The sequence below is a fragment of the Arthrobacter sp. TJ-238 genome, assembly GCF_058269215.1.
In genome coordinates this window covers 137,291-161,346 of record NZ_JBZCNH010000004.1, presented here as the reverse complement: position 1 = coordinate 161,346, position 24,056 = coordinate 137,291, and the positions used below count along the sequence as shown (strand labels likewise).

Genomic DNA, 24,056 nt, shown 5'->3' with positions numbered 1-24,056 from the left:
ATGACGAGGCGCGTCCACCCTCCTGAGGAAGGCCGACCATCGTGCCCACATCGCCCAGCCAGACCGCGACCTCGGGAGCCGGCTCCACCGGCGGGACGGGGACCTCACCGAAGGGACTCGCCCGCGGCCAGCTCGGACTGCTCGCCATCGTCATCATCGGTATCTCGACGATCGCGCCCGCCTACGTCCTGACCAGCACACTGGGCCTCACGGTCGCCGAGATCGGCGTCCACCTGCCCGCCATCTTCATCGTCGGGTTCATCCCCATGTTCCTCGTCGCCCTCGCCTACAAGGAACTCAACGCCGACTCACCGGACAGCGGGACCACCTTCACCTGGGTCACGAAGGCCTTCGGTCCCTTCGTGGGCTGGATGGGCGGCTGGGGACTGCTCGCGGCGAACATCATCGTCCTGTCCAACCTGGCCGGCGTCGCCGTCGACTTCTTCTACCTTTTCCTCGGACAACTCACCGGCGACGCATCGATCGCCGACCTGACCTCGAACAAGGCCGTCAACATCGTCACCTGCCTGATCTTCATGGGGGCAGCGGTCTGGGTGTCCTGCCGGGGCATCCGCACCACGCGCACGGTGCAGTACGTCCTCGTCGGTTTCCAGCTGCTCGTCCTCGCCTGGTACACCGTCCAGGCCTTCGCACGGATCGCGGCCGGTACCGCCTCCGGCCCCGCCTTCAGCTGGGAGTGGTTCAACCCCCTGGGCATCGAGAGCTTCTCCGCCTTCGCCGCCGGCCTGTCTCTCTCCATCTTCGCCTTCTGGGGCTGGGACGTCTGCCTCACCGTGAGCGAGGAGGCCACCGACGGGCGCCGGACATCGGGGCTGGCCGCCACCGTCGCGGCGGTCGCCATCCTCGTGATCTACCTCCTCGGATCGATCGCGACCGTGATGTTCGCCGGCCTCGGCGACACCGGCATCGGGCTGAACAACCCGGACAACTCCGAGAACGTGTTCACCGGTCTCGCCGCCCCCGTGATGGGTCCGTTCGCGATCCTCCTGTCGCTGGCCGTCCTCTCGAGCTGCGGGGCGTCGCTGCAGTCGACCTTCGTCTCGCCCGCCCGCACGCTGCTCGCCATGGGCTACTACCGTGCCCTGCCGGGCCGGTTCGCGCACGTCAGCACCCGCTTCAACTCGCCGGTCTACGCGACGGTCTTCTCCGGTGTCGTCTCGGCCGCCTTCTACGTCCTGATGCGCCTCATCAGCGAGAACGTCCTCAACGACACCATCCAGGCGCTCGGCCTGATGATCTGCTTCTACTACGGGCTGACGGCCCTCGCCTGCGTCTGGTACTTCAGGGACTCGCTGTTCAGCAGCCTCCGGAACGTGGTCTACCGGCTCTGCGCGCCGCTCCTCGGCGGGATCGGGCTGATCGTCGTCTTCCTCCAGACCGCCGTGGACAGCTGGGACCCGGCGTTCGGCAGCGGATCCGAACTCTTCGGGATCGGCCTCGTCTTCGTGATCGGCATCGGCATCCTCGTGGCCGGCGCCGTCGTCATGCTCGTCGTCCACCGGCGCAGCCCCGACTTCTTCCGCGGCCGGACACTCACCAGGGACTCGTCGTCGCTCGTCCTCGACGACTGAGGCGTCCGCCGGCAGCCTCCGGTTCCGCCCCGACACTCCCCGATCCAGCACTCCCCGATCCAGAAGGACTCCCGTGAACCCCCGACACCACGACGACGCATCCACCCTCACGACGGAAGCGACCCCCGAACGAACGACCCCCACGGGACGGCAGAGGATGCCCGCGGAGTGGGAGCCCCACGACCGCACGTGGATGGCCTTCCCCCCGGCCAATGACACCTTCGGCCCCGACGGAAGCCACACCCTCGCCCGGGCGCGGAACGCTTGGGCGCGCGTCGCGCAGGTCATCGCCCGCTACGAGCCGGTGACGGTCCTGGCCGATCCCGCCGACACCGAGGCGGCCGGCGCACTCCTCGGAGGGGGCGTCGCGGTCGAACCGGTTCCGCTGGACGATGCGTGGCTGCGCGACTCCGGGCCCACCTTCGTCCACGGTCAGGACGGCGTGGTCGCCGGCGTCGACTGGGTGTTCAACGGGTGGGGGGCCCAGCACTGGGCGGCCTGGTCCAGGGATCGGGGCGTGGGCCGCGCGGTGGCGGATCTGGCCGGAGTGCAGGTCCTCGGCAGCGGACTCGTCAACGAGGGCGGCGGCTTCCACGTGGACGGACGCGGCACGGTCCTGTTGACGGAGACCGTCCAGCTGGATCCGGGCCGCAATCCCGGGGCGACCCGGGAGTCCGTCGAGACCGAGATCCACGCCCGGCTCGGCACCCGTCACGCCGTCTGGCTCCCCCGGGGCCTCACCCGGGACTACGGGGAGTTCGGCACCCGCGGGCACGTCGACATCGTCGCCGCCTTCACCCCGGCGGGCTCGCTCCTCGTCCACCGGCAAAACGATCCGGGGCATCCGGACCATGAGGTGACCCGCGAGATCAGGGCCGTGCTCGCGTCCTCCACCGACGCCGACGGCCGCGCACTGCCGATCATCGACGTGCCGGCCCCGACGGTCACCCATGACGACGACGGGATCGTCGACTGGTCCTACCTCAACCACTACGTCGCCAACGGCGTGGTGGTGCTCTGCGCCTTCGACGACCCGAGCGACTCCGTGGCTGCGGGGATCCTGCAGGACGCGTATCCCGACCGCACCGTCGAGCTCGTCGATGCGCGCGACATCTTCGCCTTCGGCGGCGGCATCCACTGCATCACGCAGCAGCAGCCGGCCCCGCGCCGCGGGGATGGCGGTCTCTGATGGGCTTCGACGTGGTGGAGGCGACCATCGCGGAATCGCGGGAGGCCCTGCGGACGGGCGCGGCGACCAGCGAGGAACTCGTCACCGCCTACCTCCGGCGCATCGAGGCGTTCGACCGGGGCGGACCCCGCCTGAACTCCGTCGTCGTGCCCAACCCCGGCGCACTGGACGAGGCGCGCGCGTCGGACCGCCGTCGTGCAGCCGGGCGGGCGCTGGGTCCGCTCGACGGCATCCCCTACACGGCGAAGGACAGTTACAAGGTCGAGGGCCTCACCGTCGCGGCCGGGTCACCCGCCTTCCGTGATCTGGTGGCCCGGCAGGACGCCTTCACCATCGAGCGTCTCCGCGGTGCAGGGGCGGTCCTGATCGGCCTCACGAACATGCCGCCCATGGCCAACGGAGGTATGCAGCGTGGACTCTACGGCCGCGCCGAGAGCCCCTACAACGCCGACTACCTCACGGCGGCCTTCGCCTCCGGCTCCTCGAACGGCTCGGGGACCGCGACGGCCGCGAGCTTCGCCGCCTTCGGTCTCGCCGAGGAGACGTGGTCCTCGGGCCGGGCACCCGCCTCCAACAACGGGTTGTGCGCCTATACGCCGTCCCGCGGGGTCATCTCCGTGCGCGGCAACTGGCCCCTGGTCCCCACCATGGACGTGGTGGTGCCGCATGCCCGCACCATGGCGGACCTCCTCGAGGTCCTCGACGTCGTCGTCGCGGACGACACCGTGACGCGCGGCGACTTCTGGAGGATGCAGCCCTGGCTCCCCATCCCCCCGGCGTCGGCGCTCCGGCCCGCCTCCTACACGGCCCTCCACCCCGACGGCGTCACCGAGGCGCGCCGGGTGCTTGCCGGCAGACGCCTGGGTGTCCCCCGCATGTACATCAACGCCGACCCGGACGCCGGGACCGGCGAGGCCCCGGGAATCGGCGGGCCGACCGGCCGGCGCATCTCCACCCGCCCGTCGGTCATCGCGCTCTGGGAGGCGGCCCGCCGCGACCTGGAGGACGCCGGGGCGATCGTGGTCGAGGTCGACTTCCCCGTCGTCTCCAACTACGAGGGCGACCGTCCTGGAGCACCGACCATCTCCACGCGCGGCCTCGTGAGCCAGGACTTCCTGCGCCGGGAGATCACGGACCTGTCCTCGTGGGCGTGGCACGACTTCCTGCAGGCCAACGGCGATCCTGCGCTCTCCAGCCTCGCCGACGTCGACGGCTCGACGATCTTCCCCCCACCGGAGGGAGCCCTCCCGGACCGCTATCACGGATTCGACGACGACATCACCGGATACCCGGCGCATCTCCGCGAGCACGCCATCAGCGCACTGACGGACATCCCGCACCTCGAGGAGGGACTCCGGGGACTCGAGGAGACGCGGCGGCTGGACCTCGACCACTGGATGGACCGGCACGGACTCGACGCCGTGGTCTTCCCGGCGGCCGCCGACATCGGCCCGGCCGACAGCGACCGGAATCCCTCATCGGCGGACATCGCCTGGCGCAACGGCGTCTGGGTCTCCAACGGCAACCTGGTGCCGCGGCACCTGGGCATACCGACGGTCACCGTACCCATGGGACTGCTCGAGGACCTGCGGATGCCGGTGGGCCTGACGTTCGCCGGAGCGGCGTATGCCGACACCGAGCTGCTGAACATGGCCGCAGCCTTCGAGCGGATCGGCTCGCCCCGTCGGGTGGAGCCTCCCCGGACGCCTCGTCTGGCCACGATCAGCTGATACCGCGCATCCCGGCGGGCTTCAGCGGTAGGTGGGCAGGTACGTACCCGACGACGGGACGATCACCTTCCCGAGCGGCGCGAGTGACACCGGGATGAGCTTGAGGTTGGCGATGCCGAGCGGGATCCCGATGATGCTGAGGAACATCGGGATGGCGGTGAGCACATGGCCGATGGCGATCCAGATGCCGGCGACAAGCAGCCAGATCACGTTCCCGATGCTCGAGAGGACCGTGACCCGGTTGCCGCGATGGACGATCGTCTGGCCGAAGGGCCACAGCGCGTAGAGACCGATCCTGAACGAGGCGATCCCGAACGGGATGGTCACGATCAGCACGCAGCAGATGATTCCGGCCGCGAAGTAGCCCAGCGCGAGCCAGATGCCGCCGAACAGGAGCCAGATGACGTTCAGGATTGCGTTCATCGCCCCATTCTCGCCCATACCCCCGGGTCCCCGCATCACCCGGGACGGGCGAAGGCCCCCTCCCCTGATCGGGGAGAGGGCCTTCGCCCGTCATGCGGATGTCAGCGCGGGCGACGGTCGTTCGACGCCGGCGCGCTGGCCCTGCGGGAACCGGCGGCGCGGCGTGCGCCCTCGGCCCGCGGTGCCGACGACGGCGCGTGGCTGCGCTGTCCACCTGCTGCAGGCGCTCCCGCGGCGGGGCGACGGACGGCGTCGCCGACGCGCTGGCCCGAGGCGGGACGGCGGCTGCGCGTCGAGGTCTCGGACGCTGTGCGGGGCTCGTCGGCCCGGCGGCGCGAGCCACCGGTCTTCGCGGCAGCACCGGTGTCGGACCCGAACCGGGGTGCCTGCGGCTGGTCCTTGCGACGGTCGGCACGGTTGCCCTGCGCCGCCTGGGGATCGGCGGAGACGCGACCGCGTCCACCCCGTCCTCCACGGCCGCCGGCAGCCGGAGCAGCCGATCCGCGTCGGGCGCGCTTGCGCTCGGCGTTGGCGCCGGTCGAGGTGCCCTCGCCGCGTGAGGATTCACGGGACGCCAGGAGCGCCGCCCGCGTGCGGGGATCGATCTTCTCCGCGAGGTCGCCGGTCAGGGACAGCACGAGCGGCGAGGTGGCCTTGACGGTCTCGAAGGCGACGTCGACGCCTGCGGCCTTCATCAGCTTCTGCACCTCGGACTTCTGCTCGGGCAGCGTGATCGTGACCACTGTTCCCGAGGAGCCTGCGCGAGCCGTACGGCCCGAGCGGTGCAGGTACGCCTTGTGCTCCGTGGGCGGGTCCACGTGGACCACGAGTTCGACGTCGTCCACGTGTACGCCGCGGGCGGCGACGTCGGTGGCGACCAGGACGCGCACGTCACCGGAGGAGAACTCGGCCAGGTTCCTGTCCCGGGCGTTCTGGGAGAGGTTGCCGTGGAGATCGACGGCGGGGATGCCGGCGTCGGTCAGGGTCTTCGCGAGCTTGCGGGCGTGGTGCTTGGTGCGCATGAACAGCAGGCGGCGTCCGGTGCCCGAGGCGAGCTGCACGATGAGCTGCTTCTTCTGGGTCTGGTCGCCGACCATGAGCACGTGGTGCTCCATCGTGGTGACCGCGGCCTGCGGGTCGTCCACCGAGTGGGTGACGGGGTTGGTCATGTAGCGGTTGACCACCTTGTCCACGCCGTTGTCGAGCGTGGCGGAGAAGAGCAGGCGCTGGCCGTCCTTCGGCGTGGTGTCGAGAAGCTTCTTCACGACGGGCAGGAAGCCGAGGTCGGCCATGTGGTCGGCCTCGTCGAGGATGGTGACCTCCACGGACTCGAGGGTGATGAGCCTCTGGCGCATCAGGTCCTCGAGGCGACCCGGGCAGGCGATGACGATGTCGACGCCCGCGCGCAGCGCCTTCTCCTGGCGCTGCTGGGACACACCGCCGTAGATCACCGTGGTGTTGAGCCCCAGCTCCTTGGCGAGGGGCTCGACCGTGGCGTTGATCTGGGTGGCGAGCTCACGCGTGGGAGCGAGCACGAGCGCCAGGGGACGCCCCGGCTTGCGGCGGTAGGCCGCTTCCTGCTCGGCGAGGCGTGCGACCATGGGCAGCGCGAAGGCGAGGGTCTTGCCCGAGCCGGTGCGGCCGCGGCCGAGGACGTCGCGCCCGGCCAGGGAGTCCGGAAGGGACTTGACCTGGATGGGGAACGGTTCGGTGATCCCCTGCGCGGCGAGGTTCTCGACCAGCGCTTTGGGCACACCGAGGGCAGCAAAAGTAGTCATGAAGAGTACACGAGCTTTCTTCTCATACTCCCCGGCACCGGTCGGTGCGGGGGTTCGCCGAAGAAAAGTCAGACAGTGTCCACCGCGCTTCCGGATGCCGGAAGCTGGATGCGGGACAAAAGAATGCGTTCTAGCGACGCAGGCTGCGCATCTCACTGGCGGAACCGGTCCGCCCTGCGCAGGCAAGTGCTCCCAGTTTACCAGCAGGGCGGCCCCGATCCCGCATCGGCGCAGGACGGGACGCGGGATCCGACGCGGCGGCGAGCGCCCGCGGGCCGCTTCCCGGGACCTCGACAGGCCGCGGGTCGTCTTGCACATACCGCCATGCCCGTGGCGGACCAGCGGGTGCAGTGGCCGCCGATGTGCTGCCGGTAGCCTTGGACCTGATGGAGCCACAAGCACAGACCCCCGACCAGCCGCACCGCGCACAGCCCGTGTCCTTCGTCCGGCGGGGCTCGCGCCTCCAGGGACGGCGCCGCGAGGCGTGGGACGAACTCGCCGAGGCCTTCCTGATCGACGTCCCGCGCGTCGAGAATGCCGATACGTCCGTCGCTCCGGGGTTCGTGTTCGACGCCGCCACGGCCTTCGGGCGGACCGCGCCGCTCGTCGTCGAGGTGGGCTCGGGACTCGGCGAGGCCATCACGCATGCCGCGGAGCTCGACCCCGAGCGCGACTACCTCGCCCTCGAGGTCTACCGTCCCGGGCTGGCGCAGACGATGCTGCGCATCAGCCAGAAGGATCTGACCAACGTGCGGACCGCGCAGGTCAATGCGGCCGAGGCCTTCGCGGGCATGATCCCGGCGTCCTCCGTGGCCGAGCTGTGGACGTTCTTCCCCGACCCCTGGCACAAGGCCCGGCACCACAAGCGGAGGCTCGTCAAGGAGGACTACGTGGAGCTCGCCGCGCGTGTCCTCGAGCCCCGCGGCATCTTCCGGCTCGCCACCGACTGGTCCAGCTACGCGGTACAGATGCGCGAGGTCCTGGACGCGAGCGCACACTTCGAGAACCAGCACGACGGGGAGCGCACGGGTGCCGAGAGCCCTCTCACCCAGGTGTGGGAGAGCGGCGTGGAGTCGGTGGTGGGCGGCGCGCCGGTGCGCGAGGGCCGCGACCCGGTCAGCACCGGGAACACGGGTGTCAATGAGGGCGTGGACGAGCGCGGCGGGTGGGCGCCGCGGTTCGACGGGCGGACCCTCACGAGTTTCGAGAACAAGGCGATCAAGGCCGGCCGCATGGTCTTCGACCTCACCTACCGCCGCCGATGAGCGGCCGTCGCTGAGCCGCCACCCGCGTGCCTCCGGAAGACGTGCGACACCGGCGGCGGACAGCCCCTCTGGCCCGGGCGCCGCTTCCCCGCCGCAGGCGTGACGCGGGTAGATTCTCTGGGGTCACAGCAACCGGACCGTCCCGGACGCGCACACCAGGGGAAGCAGGGACCATGGGACTCTTCAGCCGCCGGGTAGGGCCCGGTGGGGCGCGCGGCAGGGACCCCATCGTCGCGTTCTGGCAGTGGTGGGCAGAGGACGGCGAGGAGCTGCTGACCACCGCCACCCGGGCCGGTGACTTCGGGGCCTATGTGGATGTGATGACCCGCAGGGTGCAGGCGATCGCCCGGGGCCTCGAATGGGAGACACGGACGGGCACCGACGCCGAGCACGCGCTCTGCGTCTCCAGTGGCGGCGACGCGGCGCTGCGTCCGGTGGCCGAGCGCTGGTACCGGGCGTCACCGCCGTCGAGCAGACGGTGGGAGTTCATCCCCGCCCGCAGCGCCCGCCCGGACATGCTCGACTCGACGATCACCTACCGCGGAAGGACGTTCGACCTGAGCCGCACCCGCGTGCATGCGGCGCTGACGCGCAAGGGCGACGGCTTCATCGTCTCCGTGTACAACCCGGGGTTCACGGGCCAGTGGGACGACGAGCACGGCCTGTGTGTCCTGCTGCTCGAGTGGCTGCTCGGCGAGGACGACGTGGAACGCTGGGTGCGCCGCGTGGACTGCATCGTGAACGACGTCGTCGACAGCATCCCGGCGGCGGACCTGCCCGCCCTTGTGGCCGGACTGGCGCAGACCCTGCCCGCTCCCGGCTGGCTCCTGATGCAGGGGACGCTCGGGGCCGGCGACCCGATCCTCGTGCGGGTCCTGCGCCCACTGCGCTGGATCGACCATCCGCGGTTCGACCTCCACACGGCGCTGCGCGTCCCGTTCGACGCCGACGAGCAGGGCCTCCCCCTGCCGGCGGCCCTCGACGCCCTGCACGACCTCGAGAATTCCCTCGTCCGCGCCCTCGGTCACCGCGGGATGGTCGTCGCGGCCGAGACCTCGAAGGGCGCCAGGACGTTCCATGTCTACTCGGACTCGGAGGACCAGAACGGCCGGGACGTCCTCGACGCCGCCGCGCGCGAGCGGCGCGGCGTGTCCGTCCGGCACGCGCTCGATCCTGGGTGGAGGAAGGTGCAGGACTTCGCGTGAGCTGGCCCCGGAGGTCACGGGTCCATCCTGTCCCCGCCTACTGACGAGCTCCCTTGGGAGGAATCATCCGACGGCCGCCGCTCGAGCACTCAGGAGCGCCATCGTTCGGGCGGTACCGGAGGCGGTCGAGAGCATCAAGCCCACCACCGCTCGGCATGAGCCATCCACCGGTCCTGCCGGTCACATGACTTCGCCTTGCAGCTGTCGCCGCACCCGCTATGAGCAGGACGGGGAATTGGTGCTCCCCGGAACCGGCCGGCGTGCAGGGCAGGACCGACCGTCGGACTTCGACTGTCCCGGGGTCATTGTCCGACCGAGCTGAGGGTGGCGGTGATGAGGCGGTCCATGGGGGTGATGCCCGTATAGCGGCCGGCGTTGTCAACGATCATCAGCGGGTCGTACCGCTGCCGGTCGGCGCGTGTGAGAGCGCGATGCAGGGCTTCTGTGAGCGGTGTGTCGAGGTTCAGGCGGATACCTGCGCTGACAACTCCGAGGTCGGCGTGCTGAGCGTCCAGGATGCAGAGGGGTCGCTGGTGATCATCGATGACGACCACGCGGCGCAGGTTCGGCTGGACGGCGAACAGGTCCGAGGCCGCCCGGGTGCTGGGCGCGCTGGGACAAGTCTCCAGGACGCTACGCAGTGTCGCCCCGCCGGTGTCGCGGGACCGCGCAACCATGCGGTGGGCCAGATCCAGGTCGAGTTCCGACCATGCGGCGTCCGGGCGTCCCAGTAAGTAGCCCTGCACGAGCGGCACTTTCAGGGCGATGAGCGCGTCGAGCTCCTCGACGCGCTCGATCCCCTCGGCGAGGATCCACGCGTCGATCCGACCGGCGAACACCCCGATCATCTCCACCAGGGCACGTTTCGCGGGGTCCTCGTCGATATCCCGGACCAGTTCGCGGTCCAGCTTGATCAGGGCCGGCCGCACAGCCAGTAGATGGTTCAGGCCCGCATACCCGGCGCCGGCGTCATCGATGGCGATCATTGCTCCGGCGCTGCGCAAACGATGCAATGCCGGCTCGAGTTCGACGTAGGAGTCGATGGGCGTCTGCTCGGTCAGCTCCACGATGATTCCGCCCAGATCGCCTTGATCCGCCCATACTGCCTGCACCTCCTCGGTCAGCAGCAGGGCGGGTGAGACATTCACTGTCAGGAAGCAGTTGACAGGCAGCGCCGGACGCCGGGCCAGAGCACTGCGCAGAGTGGCAGCCTCGAACGCAGCGGACAGGCCGAGTCCGCGGGCCGCAGCGAACCACGCCTCCGGATCGGATTGCTCATACCCGGGAAATCGCGCCAACGCTTCGTACCCGACGATGCTGCCCCGGGCGGTATCGACGATCGGCTGGTACGCCGTCGTCGTGCCGTGCCCCTGACACGCCGCCAGGATCATCGCGCGGGTCACCGGCCCGGGCGGGCTGGCGGGAGCTGCCTCAGCTGCCATCTCGTCCTACCCAGATCGCCGTGGTGTCACCCGACCGGGATGATGGAGGACCGGACCTGCGCGATGACATCATCCGGCAGGACGTGAAGGTTGTGCGCCGACGCAGCATGCGCTGCGACCTGTGACAGAACCTCATCGTCCGAACTGCACACCCATCGCGCGTCGCATCCGGGTACCACGTCACCGCACGCAAAAGACTTCATCTCATTCTCCGTTCATGTCCTGCTTCTTCCCTGAAGCAACCTTCCTGAATATACGGACCGCGCCCTCCGATCGAGAACAGAATCAGCCAGTTCCTGGGAAGACAGAGCCTTTCATGCGCTGATCCTTCGTTGACATCGTCGACGCGTTCTCGATTCACCTTCTACACCCGGATCTCGTCGGCCAGGGCGAGCGTGTTCGACGTCGACGCACCGAGACGATCGAGGGTCGTGACGGCGGATGGCGCGGGCTCAAGTGTGCCCGATGAGCATCGGATGATCGAGGAAATGTAGGTTGATCGGCCGTAGGTCCGTACACGGGCGCGACTGTCATCGAACCGAGGATTCATGTCATTGAGTGACGACGCCTCACTGCTGGATCATGATGGGATGACGATTACCGACCACGATGCCTACATCGCTCTGGCTCCGGAACAGTTCCGACCCCTGCTGGCGAGGTTGCGTGCACAACTGGCGCATATCCTTCCGGACGCGGAGGAAATTATCGAATACAACATGCCAGGGTTCCGGACAGGGGGATCAATCGTCGCCAGTTATGCCGCCTTCAGCAAGCAGTGCGGCCTCTACCTCTCCCCGGGTGCCATTACCGCCCACGCCGAGGACATCACCGCCGCCGGGCTGAAGGCCACCAAAACCGGCATCACATTTCCTGTGAACAATCCCCCGCCGGACGACCTCGTAGAACGGCTCGTACTCACCTCGCGGAAGAACCTCGGGCTGTAAACCGGGGGCGGCGTTGCCACAGACACTGCATCGCTCAAACATCATCCCCGCGGACATGCGAACCGACTGTGTACGTAGGGCTCAGCACCTATTCGCGGTGCAGCTTGCACTGCAGGGCGCCCGCTATTTTCGCTGCCGGCAAGTCGCCAAGGTTTCGATCATTGCCCGCCGTTCCAACGACCCGAGAGCCAGCCGTATTCAGCCGACGTGCCAGTGGCGGCGGATGAGTTCGTCACGAGCAGCGTCGTCGTTGGCGGGGTCTCCGCTCATCGCGGTGTCGCCTGCATCGTCGGTGTCGCGTAAGCCCGCGAGCAGGGCGTCGATCAGCGTCCGGGGGAAAACGCCGTCGGCCTCGAACATGTCGCGCTCGGCCTCGAGGGCGTCGGCCGACTCCGCGCGCGAGGCAGGCAGTTGCTCGAAGTCGTCGTGATTGTCGGTGCTGAGCCGCTCAGCCAGCTCCAGGCTCCCGGGATCACTCAGCCCACGCTTGGCCGCGACGGCCATACCGGCCAGGAGCAGGTGCACGTCAGCCGAGCCATCACCAAGGCGGAACTCGACGGTCTGAGGGTCCGTGGCAGGTTCGGGTATGGGCTCGGTGCTGCCAGGATTGGCGTGAGCAACCATGCCCGCCAGGACGTCGCCGCCCCAGGCCAGTGGGACCCGGACCAGACCGGTGCGGTCCTTCATGCCCCAGCAAATGCCCTCGGGTGACTCATCCCCGCCAGTGAACCGCAGGTAGGACGTGGGAACCGTGTTGCCGAACGCCGTCAACGCCCTGGCCGCCGAGAGGTAGCCCGCGATCAGCTGGCGCCCGGTGTCGTTGATCCCTTTCTCACCGACGATGGTACTGTCGCCGTCACGCACCAGGCGGCTATGGATGTGCAGGCCATTGCCTGCACCCTTACCGCCTACCAGAGGGGCGAAGGTTGCCTCCAGGCCGTGGGCGTAAGCGACCTCGCGGACCACCCACTTCGCCAGGACGAGGTTGTCGGCTGCCTGCTCCAAGGGCACGGGTTGGAGTTCGATCTCGTGCTGGACCAACTGCCGGTCGTCCTCGAGGATATTGCCGACCTCCCCATGGGCGTACTTCAACGCCACCCCCATGGCACAGAGGTAACCCAGCACCTGCTCCCGAACCCGCTCACCTTTCGAGAACGGACCCGACTCCTGATAGCCGCGCTCCTCCTCGACGGGGTAGATCCGCTCGGGCTCGTCGACAAGGTAGTACTCCAGCTCACCGAACGCTTCCAACGTCATGCCGGTCTCCTCGGTCAGCACCTCGGCAGCGCGGCGCACAATCTGCTCACGCGCGTAGGACAGCGGCTTTCCGGACTCGTCGTAGAAGGAACACAACACGTCGAGCGAGTCCCGCTCACCGAAAGTGTTGAGGAAAGCGGTGCGGTGACGCGGAACGATGTAGACGTCGCTGGCACTGGTATCCGTGCCGGCAAAGACACTCGAGCCGTCCACCCGTTCGCCCCGCGACAGCACCTCAACGAGGTGGTCCCGCGAATTGATGGGGAAAGCCACGGTTTTCAGACGCCCATCACCGCCGACATAACGCAGGTTCACCTGACGCAGCCCCAGCTGTTCGATCGCCTGCACAAGGTCATCGCAGGTGAACTCCGCCGAGGGCTTGCCGAGCAGCCGGACAATCGGATGAGGCTCAAGCGCGTCGATAGTCATACTCCCTTCTACCAGCCAACCGCTCAGCCGTGCTGCTTCAGACCAGGAACCTGAAGCGCATCCGCACCAGGAATCTGGTGACGGTCAGGTATGGGCGATCGAGGTGGCTGCCGACCCTGTGCAGGGGACTTGTCTCGGTCTAGCTGTTCTCAGGACGTACGGGGCTGTCTTCTACCTCTTCCAGGACGGGCGAGTCTGAATCGAGGACGTCTTCTGTGCTCGATCCGGACTCGCCCGCTGGATTTGATGCGTCTTCACCATGAGCCGGCGGGTGCTCGGGTCTTTTCACCTGCGCGGTCGGCTTGTCGTCGGGTGATGTGGAAGTAGTTGGGTGTGCAGCAGGTTCCTTCATGAGGCGTTCTCCCTATCTGTGAGGTGAGGGCTCGTCGTTCTCTCCGTGGCCCTGTTGCCACGTTGTACTTGCTTCAGCTGGTGGTGTTTCACCCGGGGGGCACTCCTCCGCCGGGCTCGAGTCTTGTGATGTTGTCCTCGTCTGGATCTGGATTCCCTGCGCTCACGCTACCCTCCACGTTGTCGTCAGCCGTCGCCCGCGTTACCTGCCCAGTATTCAGCACGCTTACTATTCAGGATCGTGTCCCTACCTGTCTTGACGGCGGGTCGTTCTGACAAGCGTCCAGACGAAACGTTCCGGCACATGGCACAGGGGGCGTGGAGTAGGACGCGAGGCGCATGGGTGAGTGCGGGATAAGCAGAAAGCAAGAGGCCTGCTGTTTCCCTGGTCGGAGCGCCAGCGCAGACCTGGGGAAGCCCGAACCGGGGGAGACCAGCTCGCCGTGTTGGGGTCCCGCTGTGCGGGACCCAGATGAAGGAATTCTCATCTGCGTTTCATGGAGGTATCACGGGAGTGCGCAACAGTAGGTGGTAGTTACGAAACACCTGCTGTGGATGATCCTCCGCATCAGGAGCGCCGCCAGCAATCATCCCGCGCAGAATGTCTCAGGAGTTCCGATGTCCCTCATCCCCCGCGTGCTCGCTGCAGGAGGGCTGCTCGCCGTTCCGGCCCTCCTAGCAGTCGGAAGCCAGGCCCTGAGCCGACCCGCGGAAGTGCCGCCGGTGGAACCGCAGACAGTGGTCGTGGATCTCGCGCCTACGGCCGAGGCTGGAACCGGGGTGGAGGACGGCGCGGACACGGGGACCCCTGGGTCCCGCCCTTCGTCGAATCAGCCGGCAACGCCGTCGTCTCCTGCTCCTGCTCCTGCTCCTGCTCCTGCGTCGAGCCAGCCCGCCGTACCACCGTCCGCGCCGGCACCGGCTCCCGTGCCCGCCGTGCCGGGTCTCCCTCCTACACCCGCAGTTCCGGTCACTCCCGTGGACCAGGGAACTCCCGGTCTGGTGGAACGGCAGGTCATCGGCGACGACGGTGATGACGGGCCAGATGACGGGCCAGATGACGGGCCAGATGACGGGCCAGATGACGACGACGGCGACGGCGTGGAGGTCGGCGATGACGCAGGCACGGTCGGAGAGGACTGATGGCACCCGCACCGAGTGGGTTCAGCCCCACCTCTCCCCCGACGACGGGTCAGTCCTCGCCCGGACGGATCACCAAACCCCTCGGTGGATCGTCGGTGTCCGCGCGCTGGCGCATCGTGGGGTGGATCGTCCTCACCACGGCCCTGGCCCTGATCGCCCTGCTCGTCACCGTCCGCTCCCTCCTGATCGCTGGCGTGGACCGGGACTCGAACGACGACGTGGTGCAGGAGGTCCAGGAGTTCACCACATTCGCCGGCGAGGCTGTGGATCCATTGACCGCGCGGCCGTACACCTCGGTCAGCGAACTGCTCGAACGATACCTGTCGCGCCAGAACGCATCGACAGGCGAGGTGATCCTCGGTATCACCGGCGACGAAGTCCTGTACCTCGGCTCGTCCGGACGCGGTAGCAACGAGGACTACCGGTTATCCACGGACACGGCCCTGCTGCGCGAGATCCGTGAGGACCCGGCGGCCTCAGGTGTTCGGGAGACCGCAGCAGGCATGATGCGCTGGGGCAAGGTGGAAGTGGAAGCAGGTGCCCAGAGCGGGACTCTCGTCATCGCTGCCTTCACAGGTGGCGGGTACGAGCAGGTTCAGGAGACCGTCACCGTGATCTTCTTCGTGGCGCTCGGTGGGCTGCTCTTCACGGCCGGCATTGCCTGGCTTGCGGCCGGGCAGATCCTGCGGCCGATCAGGGATGTGCGGCGTGTGGCTACCGAGATCACCGAATCCGATCTCACCGCACGTGTGCCGGTCCAGGGGCGCGACGACGTCGCAGCCCTCGCCTCCACCTTCAACGACATGCTGGACCGGCTCGAGCACGCCTACGTGACGCAGCGGACCTTCATCGACGGCGCCAGCCACGAGCTCCGGACACCGATCACCGTGATCCGGGGACACCTGGAGCTCATCGATGACGATCCGGCGAGCCGCGCCGCGACTCTGGCCCTCGTCGACGGCGAACTCTCGCGCATGGCTCGGATCGTGTCCGACCTCCTGCTGCTGGTGAAAGCCGAACGGCCGGACTTCGTCCAGCGGGCACCGGTGGACGTCGCGGTCCTGATGCTCGACCTCGAAGCGAAGATGCAGGCACTGGGTGATCGGCGGTGGCTGCTCATGGAGGTCGCGGAGGGTGTCGTCGCCCTTGATGGCCAGCGCATCACTCAGGCGGTGCTTCAACTCGGGGCCAACGCCGTGCAATACACCCCCGAGGATTCCGACGTCAGGATCGGCTCCGCCTTCGAAGGCACCGGCCCGGAACGGCAACTCCGTATCTGGGTCGAGGACAGTGGGCCCGGTGTCACGGAAACGGAAGCCGCCGTGATCTTCGAACGGTTCGAGCACGGGTCGGCTACCTCACTGCCCGCCGACAGGCGCAGTGTCAGCCAGCGCGGCGGCGCCGGTCTCGGTCTGGCGATCGTCCGGGCGATCGCCGACGGCCACAACGGCTCGGCATGGGTCCGCAGCGAACCGGGTCGCGGCGCGACATTCGGACTGCTCCTGCCCGCACCGGAGAACGCCGCCGTCCGGCCCGCGGTGGAGCCGCCGTCCCGTCCACTCGAGCCACCCGCAGGGCGAGCGGCCGGTGACGGCGCGCCTGGTCGCGCCGGTTCGACGCCCATCACCGCCTCGCTACCCGTCATTGGCAGCACCACATCACAAGGAGCACCATGAGCCGCATCCTGGTCGCGGAGGACGATCCCCACGTCGCGTCCTTCGTGCAGAAGGGCCTGCGGGCCGCCGGTTACTCGACCGAGCACGCCGCCGATGGGGAGACCGCACTTCTCCTCGCACGAGCGGCCGGCTTCGACCTCATCGTCCTCGACATCGGCCTGCCACTGCTGGACGGCTTCGAGGTCCTCGCCCAGATCAGGGGCGAAGGAGTGTCGACACCGGTGATCGTCCTGACGGCGAGGGACAGCGCCCTGGACACGGTGGCCGGGCTGGAAGGTGGTGCAAACGACTACGTCACCAAGCCTTTCCACGTCGCCGAGCTCGTCGCCCGGATCCGGCTTCGCCTGGCCGATCGCGTTCCGGCCACGAGCGGCACTGTGATCGGGCACGGCGGCCTGTCCCTCGACCTCCACTCCCGGCGCGTGCGCATCGGTGACGAGGCCGTCGAGCTCACGGCCCGCGAGTTCGCGATCCTCGAGGTGTTCCTGCGCAATCCGGACCGGGTCATCTCGCGGGAGCAATTGCTGAACCACGTGTGGGGTTACAACTTCGATCCCGGGTCGAACGTGGTCGATGTCTACGTGCGGGCTCTTCGCGGCAAGATCGGCGCCGCGCGCATCGAGACCATCAGGGGAGCGGGGTACCGGCTGCCATGAGCGTGATCGAACACCTCACCGCACCTCCACCGCGCCCATCCGGGACAACCGGTGTCGCGCCTCAGCTCACCGCCGACGCCAGGAATGCTGCCCGCCGCACCGTCGTCGTCCGGGCGGCGGCCGCCGGCATCGGCCTCGCGGTCGCCGCGGGCGTGGTTCTCGCCGCCCGGCAACCCGACACGGGGCTGTCCCCCCAGGGTGCGGTGACACTGATGGTCTTCGTCCTCGCGGTGTGGTCCTGGATCTTCACCGCGATCGATGACACCTACGTCGCACTGGGGGCGGCGACCATCCTGGTCCTCACCGGGACGATGGACACCGCTTCCCTTTTCTCGACCTTGGGCGAGGAGACCATATGGCTTCTCCTGGCCGCTTTCGTGATCGCGGCCGGGGTACAGGCTTCCGGGCTCGCCAACCGCGGAGCGGCCTTCATCATCACGGGCGCGACGACGCCCCGGCAGCTCGCGCACCTGGCCACCCTCGCCCTCGTGGTCACCACTTTCGCGGTTCCCTCCACGTCCGGCCGCGCCGCCCTGGCACTGCCGGTCTTCCTCGCCCTGCGACACGCCCTGGCGGGGCGCAAGGCCCTGATCAAAACCCTGGCGATCCTCTTCCCATCGGTCATCCTGCTCTCGGCGGTCGGGTCGTTCCTCGGAGCCGGAGCACACCTGATCACGAGCCAGATCCTCGAGACGGCAACGGGGAAGAGCTTCGACTTCGCCATCTGGCTCCTCCTCGGTCTTCCGCTCGCACTGGTCGCATCCCACGTCTGCGCGGAGATCGTGCTGCGCATGTTCACCTCGGCCGCTGACCGCTCCGAGCGACTGGGCATCAGCGCAACAGACCTCGAGGAGCATTCGGCCACCCCCGTCACAGGCCCCCTGACCGTCGCCGAATCACGGGCCGCCCTCCTGCTGGGCGCCGTCGTCGTCCTGTGGTGCACCGAGCCACTGCACGGGCTGGACCCCGCCCTCGTGGCACTGATCGGTGCTCTCATCGCAGCGTCGCCGAGCTACGGCTCGGTGCAGCTGGCCAAAGGGCTCAAGTCGGTGCCATGGTCATTGCTGCTCTTCATGGCCGCGACACTCGCCCTGGGGAACGCCCTGATATCCACCGGTGCAGCCGAGTGGCTGGCGAGCGGAGTCCTGGAGCCCATCCGGTCGCTGGGAGCGGCCGCGGCGCCCCTCTTCGTGATCCTCGTGGTGCTGCTGTCCACCTTCGCCCATCTGGTCATTCAAAGCAGGTCGGCCCGCTCGGCCGTCCTGATCCCCATCGTGATCGCCCTCTCCCCCGCCGTAGGCGTGGAGCCGATGGCTGCGGCCTTCGCCTCGACAGCTGCCGCAGGTTTCTGCCATACCCTGACGAGCTCGGCGAAGCCGGTGGCGATGTTCGCCGCAGTGGACGGAATCGAGACCTACACGGCCAAGGACCTCCTTCGCCTGTCCACGCTTCTGGCTCCCGTCAACGTAGCCCTCGTGCTGCTCTTCAGCTTCCTGGTCTGGCCGTTCCTGGGCCTGCCCCTCTTCCCCTGACCACCCGCTCTGCATATCTACCCCCCCCTCAAGGAGAACCATCATGGCAGTCCCCCAGCGCGTGCTCATCGCTCCGAGCGGCTCCAAGGAATCCCTCAGTGCCGAGACGGTGGCCCGCTCGATCGCCGCCGGTGTGCGGCGTGTCCTGCCGGGCGTGCAGATCACGGCCGTGCCCATCGCGGACGGTGGCGAGGGCACCGCGGCGACCATCGCCGCCGCGACCGGCGGAGTGCTGGTGCCGGTGAACGTCACCGGCCCGGTGGGCGCGCCGGTGGAGTCCCACTTCGCTCGGCTCGGCGGGAGTGCCTCCGGCACGGCCGTGGTCGAGATGGCTGCCGCGGCCGGGCTCCGGCTCGTTCCACGCAAGCTCCGCGACCCGGGAGCGACCACCACCTACGGGGTGGGTGAACTGATTCGTGCAGCCCTCGACGAGGGCATCCGCACCATCGTCATCGGGTGCGGCGACTCCGGAACGAGTGACGGCGGCGCCGGCGCGCTGCAGGCTCTGGGCGCCCGGGTCCTCGACGGCGAGGGACGCGTCCTCCCGTTCGGCGGCTCCGCGCTCATCGACGCCGAACGGCTCGACCTGTCCGGCCTCCACCCCGCCGTGCAGGAGGCCACCCTGATCGTGGCCTGCAACCCGCACAACGTGCTGTGCGGCAAGAAGGGTGTTGCACGGGTCTTCGGTCCACAGAAGGGCGCTTCTCCGCACCAGGTGGAGGAGCTCGCCAAAGCCATGCGGCAGTGGGCGCGGGTGCTCGAGCGGGATGGCCTGCAGGCCGGATTCGACTATCGCTCCGGTCCGGGCACGGGGGCCTCGGGAGGACTCGGTGCAGGTCTCGCCGCCCTGGGAGCGAAGCTGGTACCGCGCTTCGATGCGCTCATCGACAGTGGACTCGCGGGGCTCGATCTCGACGCGCTGATGCGGGGAGCGGACCTCGTGATCACCGCAGAAGGCGCGATCGACTTCCAGACCCCGAACGGCAAGGTGCCGGCCGTGATCGCCCGTCGAGCGCAACTGGCCGGCGTCCCCGTCCTGGCGCTCGCAGGGTCCCTGGGTAAGGGAGCACCGGAAGTTCATGACATCGGCATCGACGCCATCGCCTCCATCATGACCCTCCCCATGAATCTCGAGGATGCCGTGGCAAACGGCGAGCAGCTCCTGATCGAAGCAACGGAGCGCACCATGCGTCTACTACTGCTGGGCGCGGCAGTATCCTCATCCATCGACGCACGGCACCTCGAGCTACGGGCTTCCTGACGCGATACTGACCATGACTGCCAAGACCTGCGGCGAGAGCGACGAGTCCTCCGATACGCACGTACGCTGAGCCGTCGGCTTACGGAGCCTGCCGCAGCTGTGGTCGACTCGATGACAGCCAGGGCGCTCGGACTCGCCAAGTATCAGGGCCCCCTCGACCGCTTCGTGGTGCACGAATCGCCGGTACGCAGCATCGGGCATTGACCGCGAAGTTACGCTGTGCCAAGCTCCGCTGATGACGGAGAAGGTGACGACCGCGCGCCCGAAGCTCGTACGTCGTGCCGCGGTGTCGATGGGTGCGCTGGTGATCATCGTGCTGATCTTCGCGGCGATCCGGGTGACCGTCGACTGGCCCCACCTCCTCGCGGGCAGCACGCCTGACGACGACTTCGCCAAGCGATACGTCGCCCACCCGTGGCTCGCCTACCTCCATATAGCGCCGGGCCTCGTGTATCTCCTGGGGGCGCCGTTGCAGCTGTCGCAGCGATTCCGCACCCGGCACTATCCCGTACACCGGCGGCTCGGACGTGTACTCATCACCTGTGCGCTGGTCGGCGGACTGTTCGCGCTCCTCTTCGGTGTGCCCCACGCTTGGGGAGGCGCACCCGAGGCTGCCGCGACGATCGTGTTCGGCTGCTGGTTCCTGGCCTGCCTCGTGCTCGCATTCCGGGCAATTCGGCGTACTGACGTACGACAGCACCGACGCTGGATGATCCGCGCATTCGCCGTCGGCATTGGCATCGGCACCATCAGGATCTGGGTAGGAATCTTCGAGGGTGCCGAGCAAATGATTTCCGGTGGAACGACTCCTGCCACACCAGATACGACGATGTTCGGCGTCGCGTTCTGGCTGGCCTTCACGATGCACGTGGCCGCGGGCGAATGGTGGTTGCGCCGCACTCCCGCCTTGACCGGGTAGCTACGTGGTCACGTCCAGGGAAGCGACCGAGAAAAGCTGTCGGCTCATCCACGGCTGATTCGTCATCGATGACTCAACCGTGGCCTACGCCTGGTAAGTGGATGTGTCCGTTGATCGATCCCGGTGCGTCCCGGTGCTGTTGCACTTCCAGTCACGCATCACATGCGCCTGTGCCCGTTGGTAGCGTCAGCACTGGGTAATGCTTTGGCGGCTGTCGAGGGGGACGATCATGCACTTCAAGCAGGCAGCAGTGGCAACAGTCCTGGTTTCGACGCTGATCCTGATCAGCGGATGCAGTAGTACAGAATATGGCATCGCGGCCCTGGACCGGGAGGCAACCGCTCAGGACCGGCTACCGAACGTCGTCGTTGATGACAGCGTGAATGTCGACTCGGTCAGGAAGGTCGCGGAGCAGAATCAGGTCGCCTACTTCATAGGGGCGATGAACGACGAGCAGGGCTACTGCGCGTACGCGGTAGATAACGATGACACCAACTTCATTGGAGGTTGTGGCAGCGGCAGTGGTCAGCTAGTCACCGTCTCGCCAGGTGGAGGCTCGAATCTGCGCCAGATGACGCTGGTGATGGACTCTTACGACAGCCAAGACTTGAAGCGCGACAACTGGACTGAGGTCCATACCAACATCCTCATCCGGTAGAGCCGGACTGGACTGTACGACCACACGGTGTCATCTGGTACATCCGATTTACCTGAGCGATTCTCGACGTGGGAAGGCTTCCGACGAACAGTTATCGAGGTTGTTCACGCACAGGCGCCGGCCGCGAACCATCCGGCTGAGCTTGCACCAGCGATGCGCCGAAGCGCCGGACGTCATCGGTGAGCGGTCAACTCGCCTTGACCGTCAACCGAGTGCGAGGTTTCCATCCAAGGCGCGGCGTGAGAGATACTGACCCGCATGGATTCTGTGAACGAGTGGCTACTGACCTGGGGCGACAATCTGTGGACGTGGATCATTCTGCCCGTCGTCGTGAGTCTGGGGATCTACTTCACAATCCGTTCCGGGGTGGTGCAGGTTCGTCTCATCCCGGAGATGTTCCGGACCTTGACGAACAAGACACCGCAGACGGAGTCCGGGCAGCCGCAGTCAGTCTCGGCCTTCCAAGCGTTCACCATCTCTGCGGCGTCGCGGGTCGGGGTGGGCAACATCGCCGGTGTCGCCACCGCGATCGCGGTCGGAGGACCCGGAGCGGTCTTCTGGATGTGGATGATGGCATTCATCGGCGGCGCATCGAGCTTCATCGAGTCGTCGCTTGCGCAGCTCTACAAGGTCCGCGACACAGACAGCTTCCGAGGCGGCCCCGCCTACTACATAGAGCGCGGATTGAAGGCTCGCTGGCTGGGGGTGTGGTTCGCGGTCATCCTCATCGTCTGCTTCCCCTTCGCGTTCAGCTCGCTGCAGGCCAACACCATTGCGGCGACGGTCACCTCGAGCGTCGGCGGGGACCTGACGTGGCTGCCGTGGGCGATCGGTGTAGGGGTTGCGGCCCTGACAGCACTCGTCGTCTTCGGCGGAGTCCGACGTATCGCGTCCGTCACGCAACTGCTCGTGCCCATCATGGCGCTGGCCTACCTGCTGCTCGGGCTCGCCGTCGTCGCCCTCAACCTCGACCGGGTCGGTCCGGTGTTCGTCGACATATTCACTTCCGCGTGGGGGTTCAACGAGGTCGTCGGTGCTGCGTTCGGGTACATCATTCTCACCGGCGTGAAGCGCGGCATGTTCTCCAATGAGGCAGGGCTCGGATCAGCCCCCAACGCAGGAGCGAGCGCGGCCGTCACCCATCCCGTGAAGCAGGGACTCGTGCAGACCCTCGGGGTCTACTTCGACACCTTCCTGGTCTGCTCCATCACTGCGTTCATCATCCTCGTCTCCGGGCCCGACCTCGCGGGAGCAGAACGAGGGATCGGGCTGACTCAGGGTGCACTGGTCGGCACTCTCGGTGAATGGTCGAACATCGCACTGAGCGTGATCGTCTTCATGCTGGCGTTCTCCTCCATCATCGGCAACTACTACTACGGCCAATCGAACATCGAGTTCATCACCAAGCGGCGCGCAGTGCTGACCGCATACCGGGTGCTCGTCGTCGTCGCAGTGCTCGCCGGGTCCGTGGTCGGTGCCGACCTCATCTGGAACTTCGCCGACGGCGTCATGGGGCTCATGGCCCTGACGAACCTGATCGCCATCGGTCTGCTCTCCGGGATCGCGTTCCGGTTGCTCAAGGACTACACGAGCCAGCGTCGCGAGGGCCGCGACCCGGTATTCACCCGCAACATCTTCCCCGACCTGACGGGCATCGAATGCTGGGAGGATGAGCTCACCGTCACGGGTCCGATACACATCCAGACCATCAATAAGCGCCGCGAGTTCCTCCCCACTGAGCAATAGGGGGCCTGACGCGGTTACCGAAGAAGCAGGACTGAAAAAGCAGGAGAACTGACGTGTCTCGTCGTTCCGTCCCGCATCTCACAGGTTGCGGGACGGTTCATGGTGAGTTGAAAGGGTTGGCAAGAGGCTGCCCACCGATTGGAGTTCGCGCTGGGCGTCGGCGAGTGGGCATTGACTCGCCCGCGCTTCGGGGTGATCCTGTAAGCCGCACCGTTCCGCAGGGAGGGCGCGGATCACGGGGAGGCATCTGATGCAGACTCTGGACCGGGATGAGCTGAGTATCCACGTCGATGCTCCACCCCAGGACGTCTACGACATCGTGGCCGACGTGACCAGGACACCGGAATACAGCCCCGAGGTAGCATCCTGCAAGTGGCTCGGTGGTGCTGTCGGGCCAGAGCTGGGTGCCCGGTTCAAGGCACAGAACAAGATCGGGAAATCTCGATGGAGCAACAAGCCGATCGTCACAGCAGTGCTGCCCGGCCGAGAGTTCGCTTTCGCCCGCACCGAACCACTGTGTGGCACTGTGCACTGGCGTTACAGGTTCGAACCTGAGAACGGGGGAACCCGCGTGACTGAGTCGTATGAAGTAGTGCGGCCCATCACCCGGGCCGGGTGGATCGTCGTGAGCGGCTTCGGTCGTGACCGGGACCGTCGCAAGACCATGCATGACGGCATTGAGGAAAGTCTCCAACGGCTTCGCAGTGTCGCGGAACAGGCACAGAACGCAGCACCCACCACCCCCTAGCGGCCGACGCCGTTCGACTGGGAAACCGCGAGCGCCGTAGGCGCCAGAAATCGCAAGACGGCATCCGTCGGCTCGACGTGGAAACGCGAGCCTGCACGAAGGCCGGGGCCCC

At 67.5% G+C, this 24,056-nt stretch carries 21 protein-coding genes; 15 read left to right on the top strand and 6 right to left on the bottom strand.

The window, feature by feature from the left end:
- The first annotated feature begins 41 nt into the window (after positions 1-41).
- From AC4D2O_RS09665 to AC4D2O_RS09655, 3 genes are all read left to right on the top strand, one after another.
- A complete protein-coding gene (locus AC4D2O_RS09665) occupies positions 42-1,592 on the top strand; it encodes an APC family permease (RefSeq protein ID WP_490906757.1) in 1,551 nt (516 codons plus the stop codon).
- Positions 1,593-1,749: 157 nt separating this feature from the next.
- Positions 1,750-2,781: an agmatine deiminase family protein gene (locus AC4D2O_RS09660; protein WP_490907489.1), complete on the top strand. Its 1,032-nt coding sequence runs from the start codon at positions 1,750-1,752 to the stop codon at positions 2,779-2,781.
- Positions 2,781-4,511, top strand: coding sequence for an amidase (locus tag AC4D2O_RS09655; RefSeq protein ID WP_490906756.1), 1,731 nt, complete (start codon positions 2,781-2,783; stop codon positions 4,509-4,511). The genes AC4D2O_RS09660 and AC4D2O_RS09655 overlap by 1 nt, the downstream gene beginning before the upstream one ends.
- A 21-nt stretch (positions 4,512-4,532) precedes the next feature.
- Here AC4D2O_RS09655 and AC4D2O_RS09650 read toward each other — a convergent pair whose 3' ends face one another.
- Together AC4D2O_RS09650 and AC4D2O_RS09645 are read right to left on the bottom strand one after the other, a co-directional pair.
- Positions 4,533-4,934 (bottom strand): YccF domain-containing protein, encoded by a 402-nt coding sequence (locus AC4D2O_RS09650; RefSeq protein ID WP_490906754.1) that lies wholly within the window; start codon positions 4,932-4,934, stop codon positions 4,533-4,535.
- Between the two features lie 101 nt (positions 4,935-5,035).
- Complete coding sequence (locus AC4D2O_RS09645; RefSeq protein ID WP_490906753.1) at positions 5,036-6,712, bottom strand: DEAD/DEAH box helicase; 1,677 nt, start codon at positions 6,710-6,712, stop codon at positions 5,036-5,038.
- Between the two features lie 386 nt (positions 6,713-7,098).
- Between AC4D2O_RS09645 and trmB the strand changes: the two genes are divergently transcribed.
- Both trmB and AC4D2O_RS09635 read left to right on the top strand, forming a co-directional pair.
- Complete coding sequence (gene trmB / locus AC4D2O_RS09640; RefSeq protein WP_490906750.1) at positions 7,099-7,977, top strand: tRNA (guanosine(46)-N7)-methyltransferase TrmB; 879 nt, start codon at positions 7,099-7,101, stop codon at positions 7,975-7,977.
- A 173-nt stretch (positions 7,978-8,150) separates the two neighbouring features.
- Positions 8,151-9,182, top strand: coding sequence for a DUF695 domain-containing protein (locus AC4D2O_RS09635; protein WP_490906747.1), 1,032 nt, complete (start codon positions 8,151-8,153; stop codon positions 9,180-9,182).
- A gap of 302 nt (positions 9,183-9,484) precedes the next feature.
- On the opposite strand, the gene AC4D2O_RS09630 is transcribed toward AC4D2O_RS09635, so the two are convergent.
- Positions 9,485-10,624: an EAL domain-containing protein gene (locus tag AC4D2O_RS09630; protein WP_490906744.1), complete on the bottom strand. Its 1,140-nt coding sequence runs from the start codon at positions 10,622-10,624 to the stop codon at positions 9,485-9,487.
- Positions 10,625-10,650: 26 nt separating this feature from the next.
- Complete coding sequence (locus tag AC4D2O_RS09625) at positions 10,651-10,827, bottom strand: DUF1059 domain-containing protein (RefSeq protein WP_490906741.1); 177 nt, start codon at positions 10,825-10,827, stop codon at positions 10,651-10,653.
- A gap of 351 nt (positions 10,828-11,178) precedes the next feature.
- Here AC4D2O_RS09625 and AC4D2O_RS09620 point away from each other — a divergent pair, with 351 nt between their 5' ends.
- The gene (locus tag AC4D2O_RS09620) at positions 11,179-11,568 is read left to right on the top strand and encodes an iron chaperone (RefSeq protein WP_490906738.1); all 390 of its coding nucleotides are present in this window, start codon (positions 11,179-11,181) and stop codon (positions 11,566-11,568) included.
- Between the two features lie 198 nt (positions 11,569-11,766).
- On the opposite strand, the gene AC4D2O_RS09615 is transcribed toward AC4D2O_RS09620, so the two are convergent.
- Positions 11,767-13,254, bottom strand: coding sequence for a glutamine synthetase beta-grasp domain-containing protein (locus tag AC4D2O_RS09615; RefSeq protein WP_490906735.1), 1,488 nt, complete (start codon positions 13,252-13,254; stop codon positions 11,767-11,769).
- Between the two features lie 440 nt (positions 13,255-13,694).
- On the bottom strand, positions 13,695-13,772 hold the full coding sequence (locus AC4D2O_RS09610; RefSeq protein ID WP_490907488.1) for a DUF6480 family protein: 78 nt from the start codon (positions 13,770-13,772) through the stop codon (positions 13,695-13,697).
- A gap of 811 nt (positions 13,773-14,583) precedes the next feature.
- On the opposite strand from AC4D2O_RS09610, the gene AC4D2O_RS09605 reads away from it, so the two are divergent.
- The 9 genes from AC4D2O_RS09605 to AC4D2O_RS09565 all read left to right on the top strand — a co-directional run bounded on the left by AC4D2O_RS09605 (position 14,584) and on the right by AC4D2O_RS09565 (position 23,944).
- The gene (locus AC4D2O_RS09605) at positions 14,584-14,748 is read left to right on the top strand and encodes a hypothetical protein (protein WP_490906733.1); all 165 of its coding nucleotides are present in this window, start codon (positions 14,584-14,586) and stop codon (positions 14,746-14,748) included.
- Positions 14,748-16,424: a sensor histidine kinase gene (locus AC4D2O_RS09600; protein ID WP_490906731.1), complete on the top strand. Its 1,677-nt coding sequence runs from the start codon at positions 14,748-14,750 to the stop codon at positions 16,422-16,424. The genes AC4D2O_RS09605 and AC4D2O_RS09600 overlap by 1 nt, the downstream gene beginning before the upstream one ends.
- The gene (locus AC4D2O_RS09595; protein ID WP_490906730.1) at positions 16,421-17,080 is read left to right on the top strand and encodes a response regulator transcription factor; all 660 of its coding nucleotides are present in this window, start codon (positions 16,421-16,423) and stop codon (positions 17,078-17,080) included. The genes AC4D2O_RS09600 and AC4D2O_RS09595 overlap by 4 nt, the downstream gene beginning before the upstream one ends.
- Entirely contained in the window at positions 17,077-18,612 is a 1,536-nt protein-coding gene (locus AC4D2O_RS09590) for an SLC13 family permease (RefSeq protein ID WP_490906729.1), read from the top strand. The genes AC4D2O_RS09595 and AC4D2O_RS09590 overlap by 4 nt, the downstream gene beginning before the upstream one ends.
- A 43-nt stretch (positions 18,613-18,655) precedes the next feature.
- Complete coding sequence (locus AC4D2O_RS09585) at positions 18,656-19,873, top strand: glycerate kinase family protein (RefSeq protein WP_490906726.1); 1,218 nt, start codon at positions 18,656-18,658, stop codon at positions 19,871-19,873.
- 235 nt (positions 19,874-20,108) lie between these two features.
- The gene (locus AC4D2O_RS09580) at positions 20,109-20,792 is read left to right on the top strand and encodes a DUF2306 domain-containing protein (RefSeq protein ID WP_490906724.1); all 684 of its coding nucleotides are present in this window, start codon (positions 20,109-20,111) and stop codon (positions 20,790-20,792) included.
- Between the two features lie 229 nt (positions 20,793-21,021).
- A complete protein-coding gene (locus tag AC4D2O_RS09575; protein ID WP_490906722.1) occupies positions 21,022-21,450 on the top strand; it encodes a hypothetical protein in 429 nt (142 codons plus the stop codon).
- A gap of 258 nt (positions 21,451-21,708) precedes the next feature.
- The gene (locus tag AC4D2O_RS09570; protein ID WP_490906720.1) at positions 21,709-23,196 is read left to right on the top strand and encodes an alanine/glycine:cation symporter family protein; all 1,488 of its coding nucleotides are present in this window, start codon (positions 21,709-21,711) and stop codon (positions 23,194-23,196) included.
- Positions 23,197-23,446: 250 nt separating this feature from the next.
- A complete protein-coding gene (locus AC4D2O_RS09565; RefSeq protein WP_490906717.1) occupies positions 23,447-23,944 on the top strand; it encodes an SRPBCC family protein in 498 nt (165 codons plus the stop codon).
- Positions 23,945-24,056 lie beyond the last annotated feature (112 nt).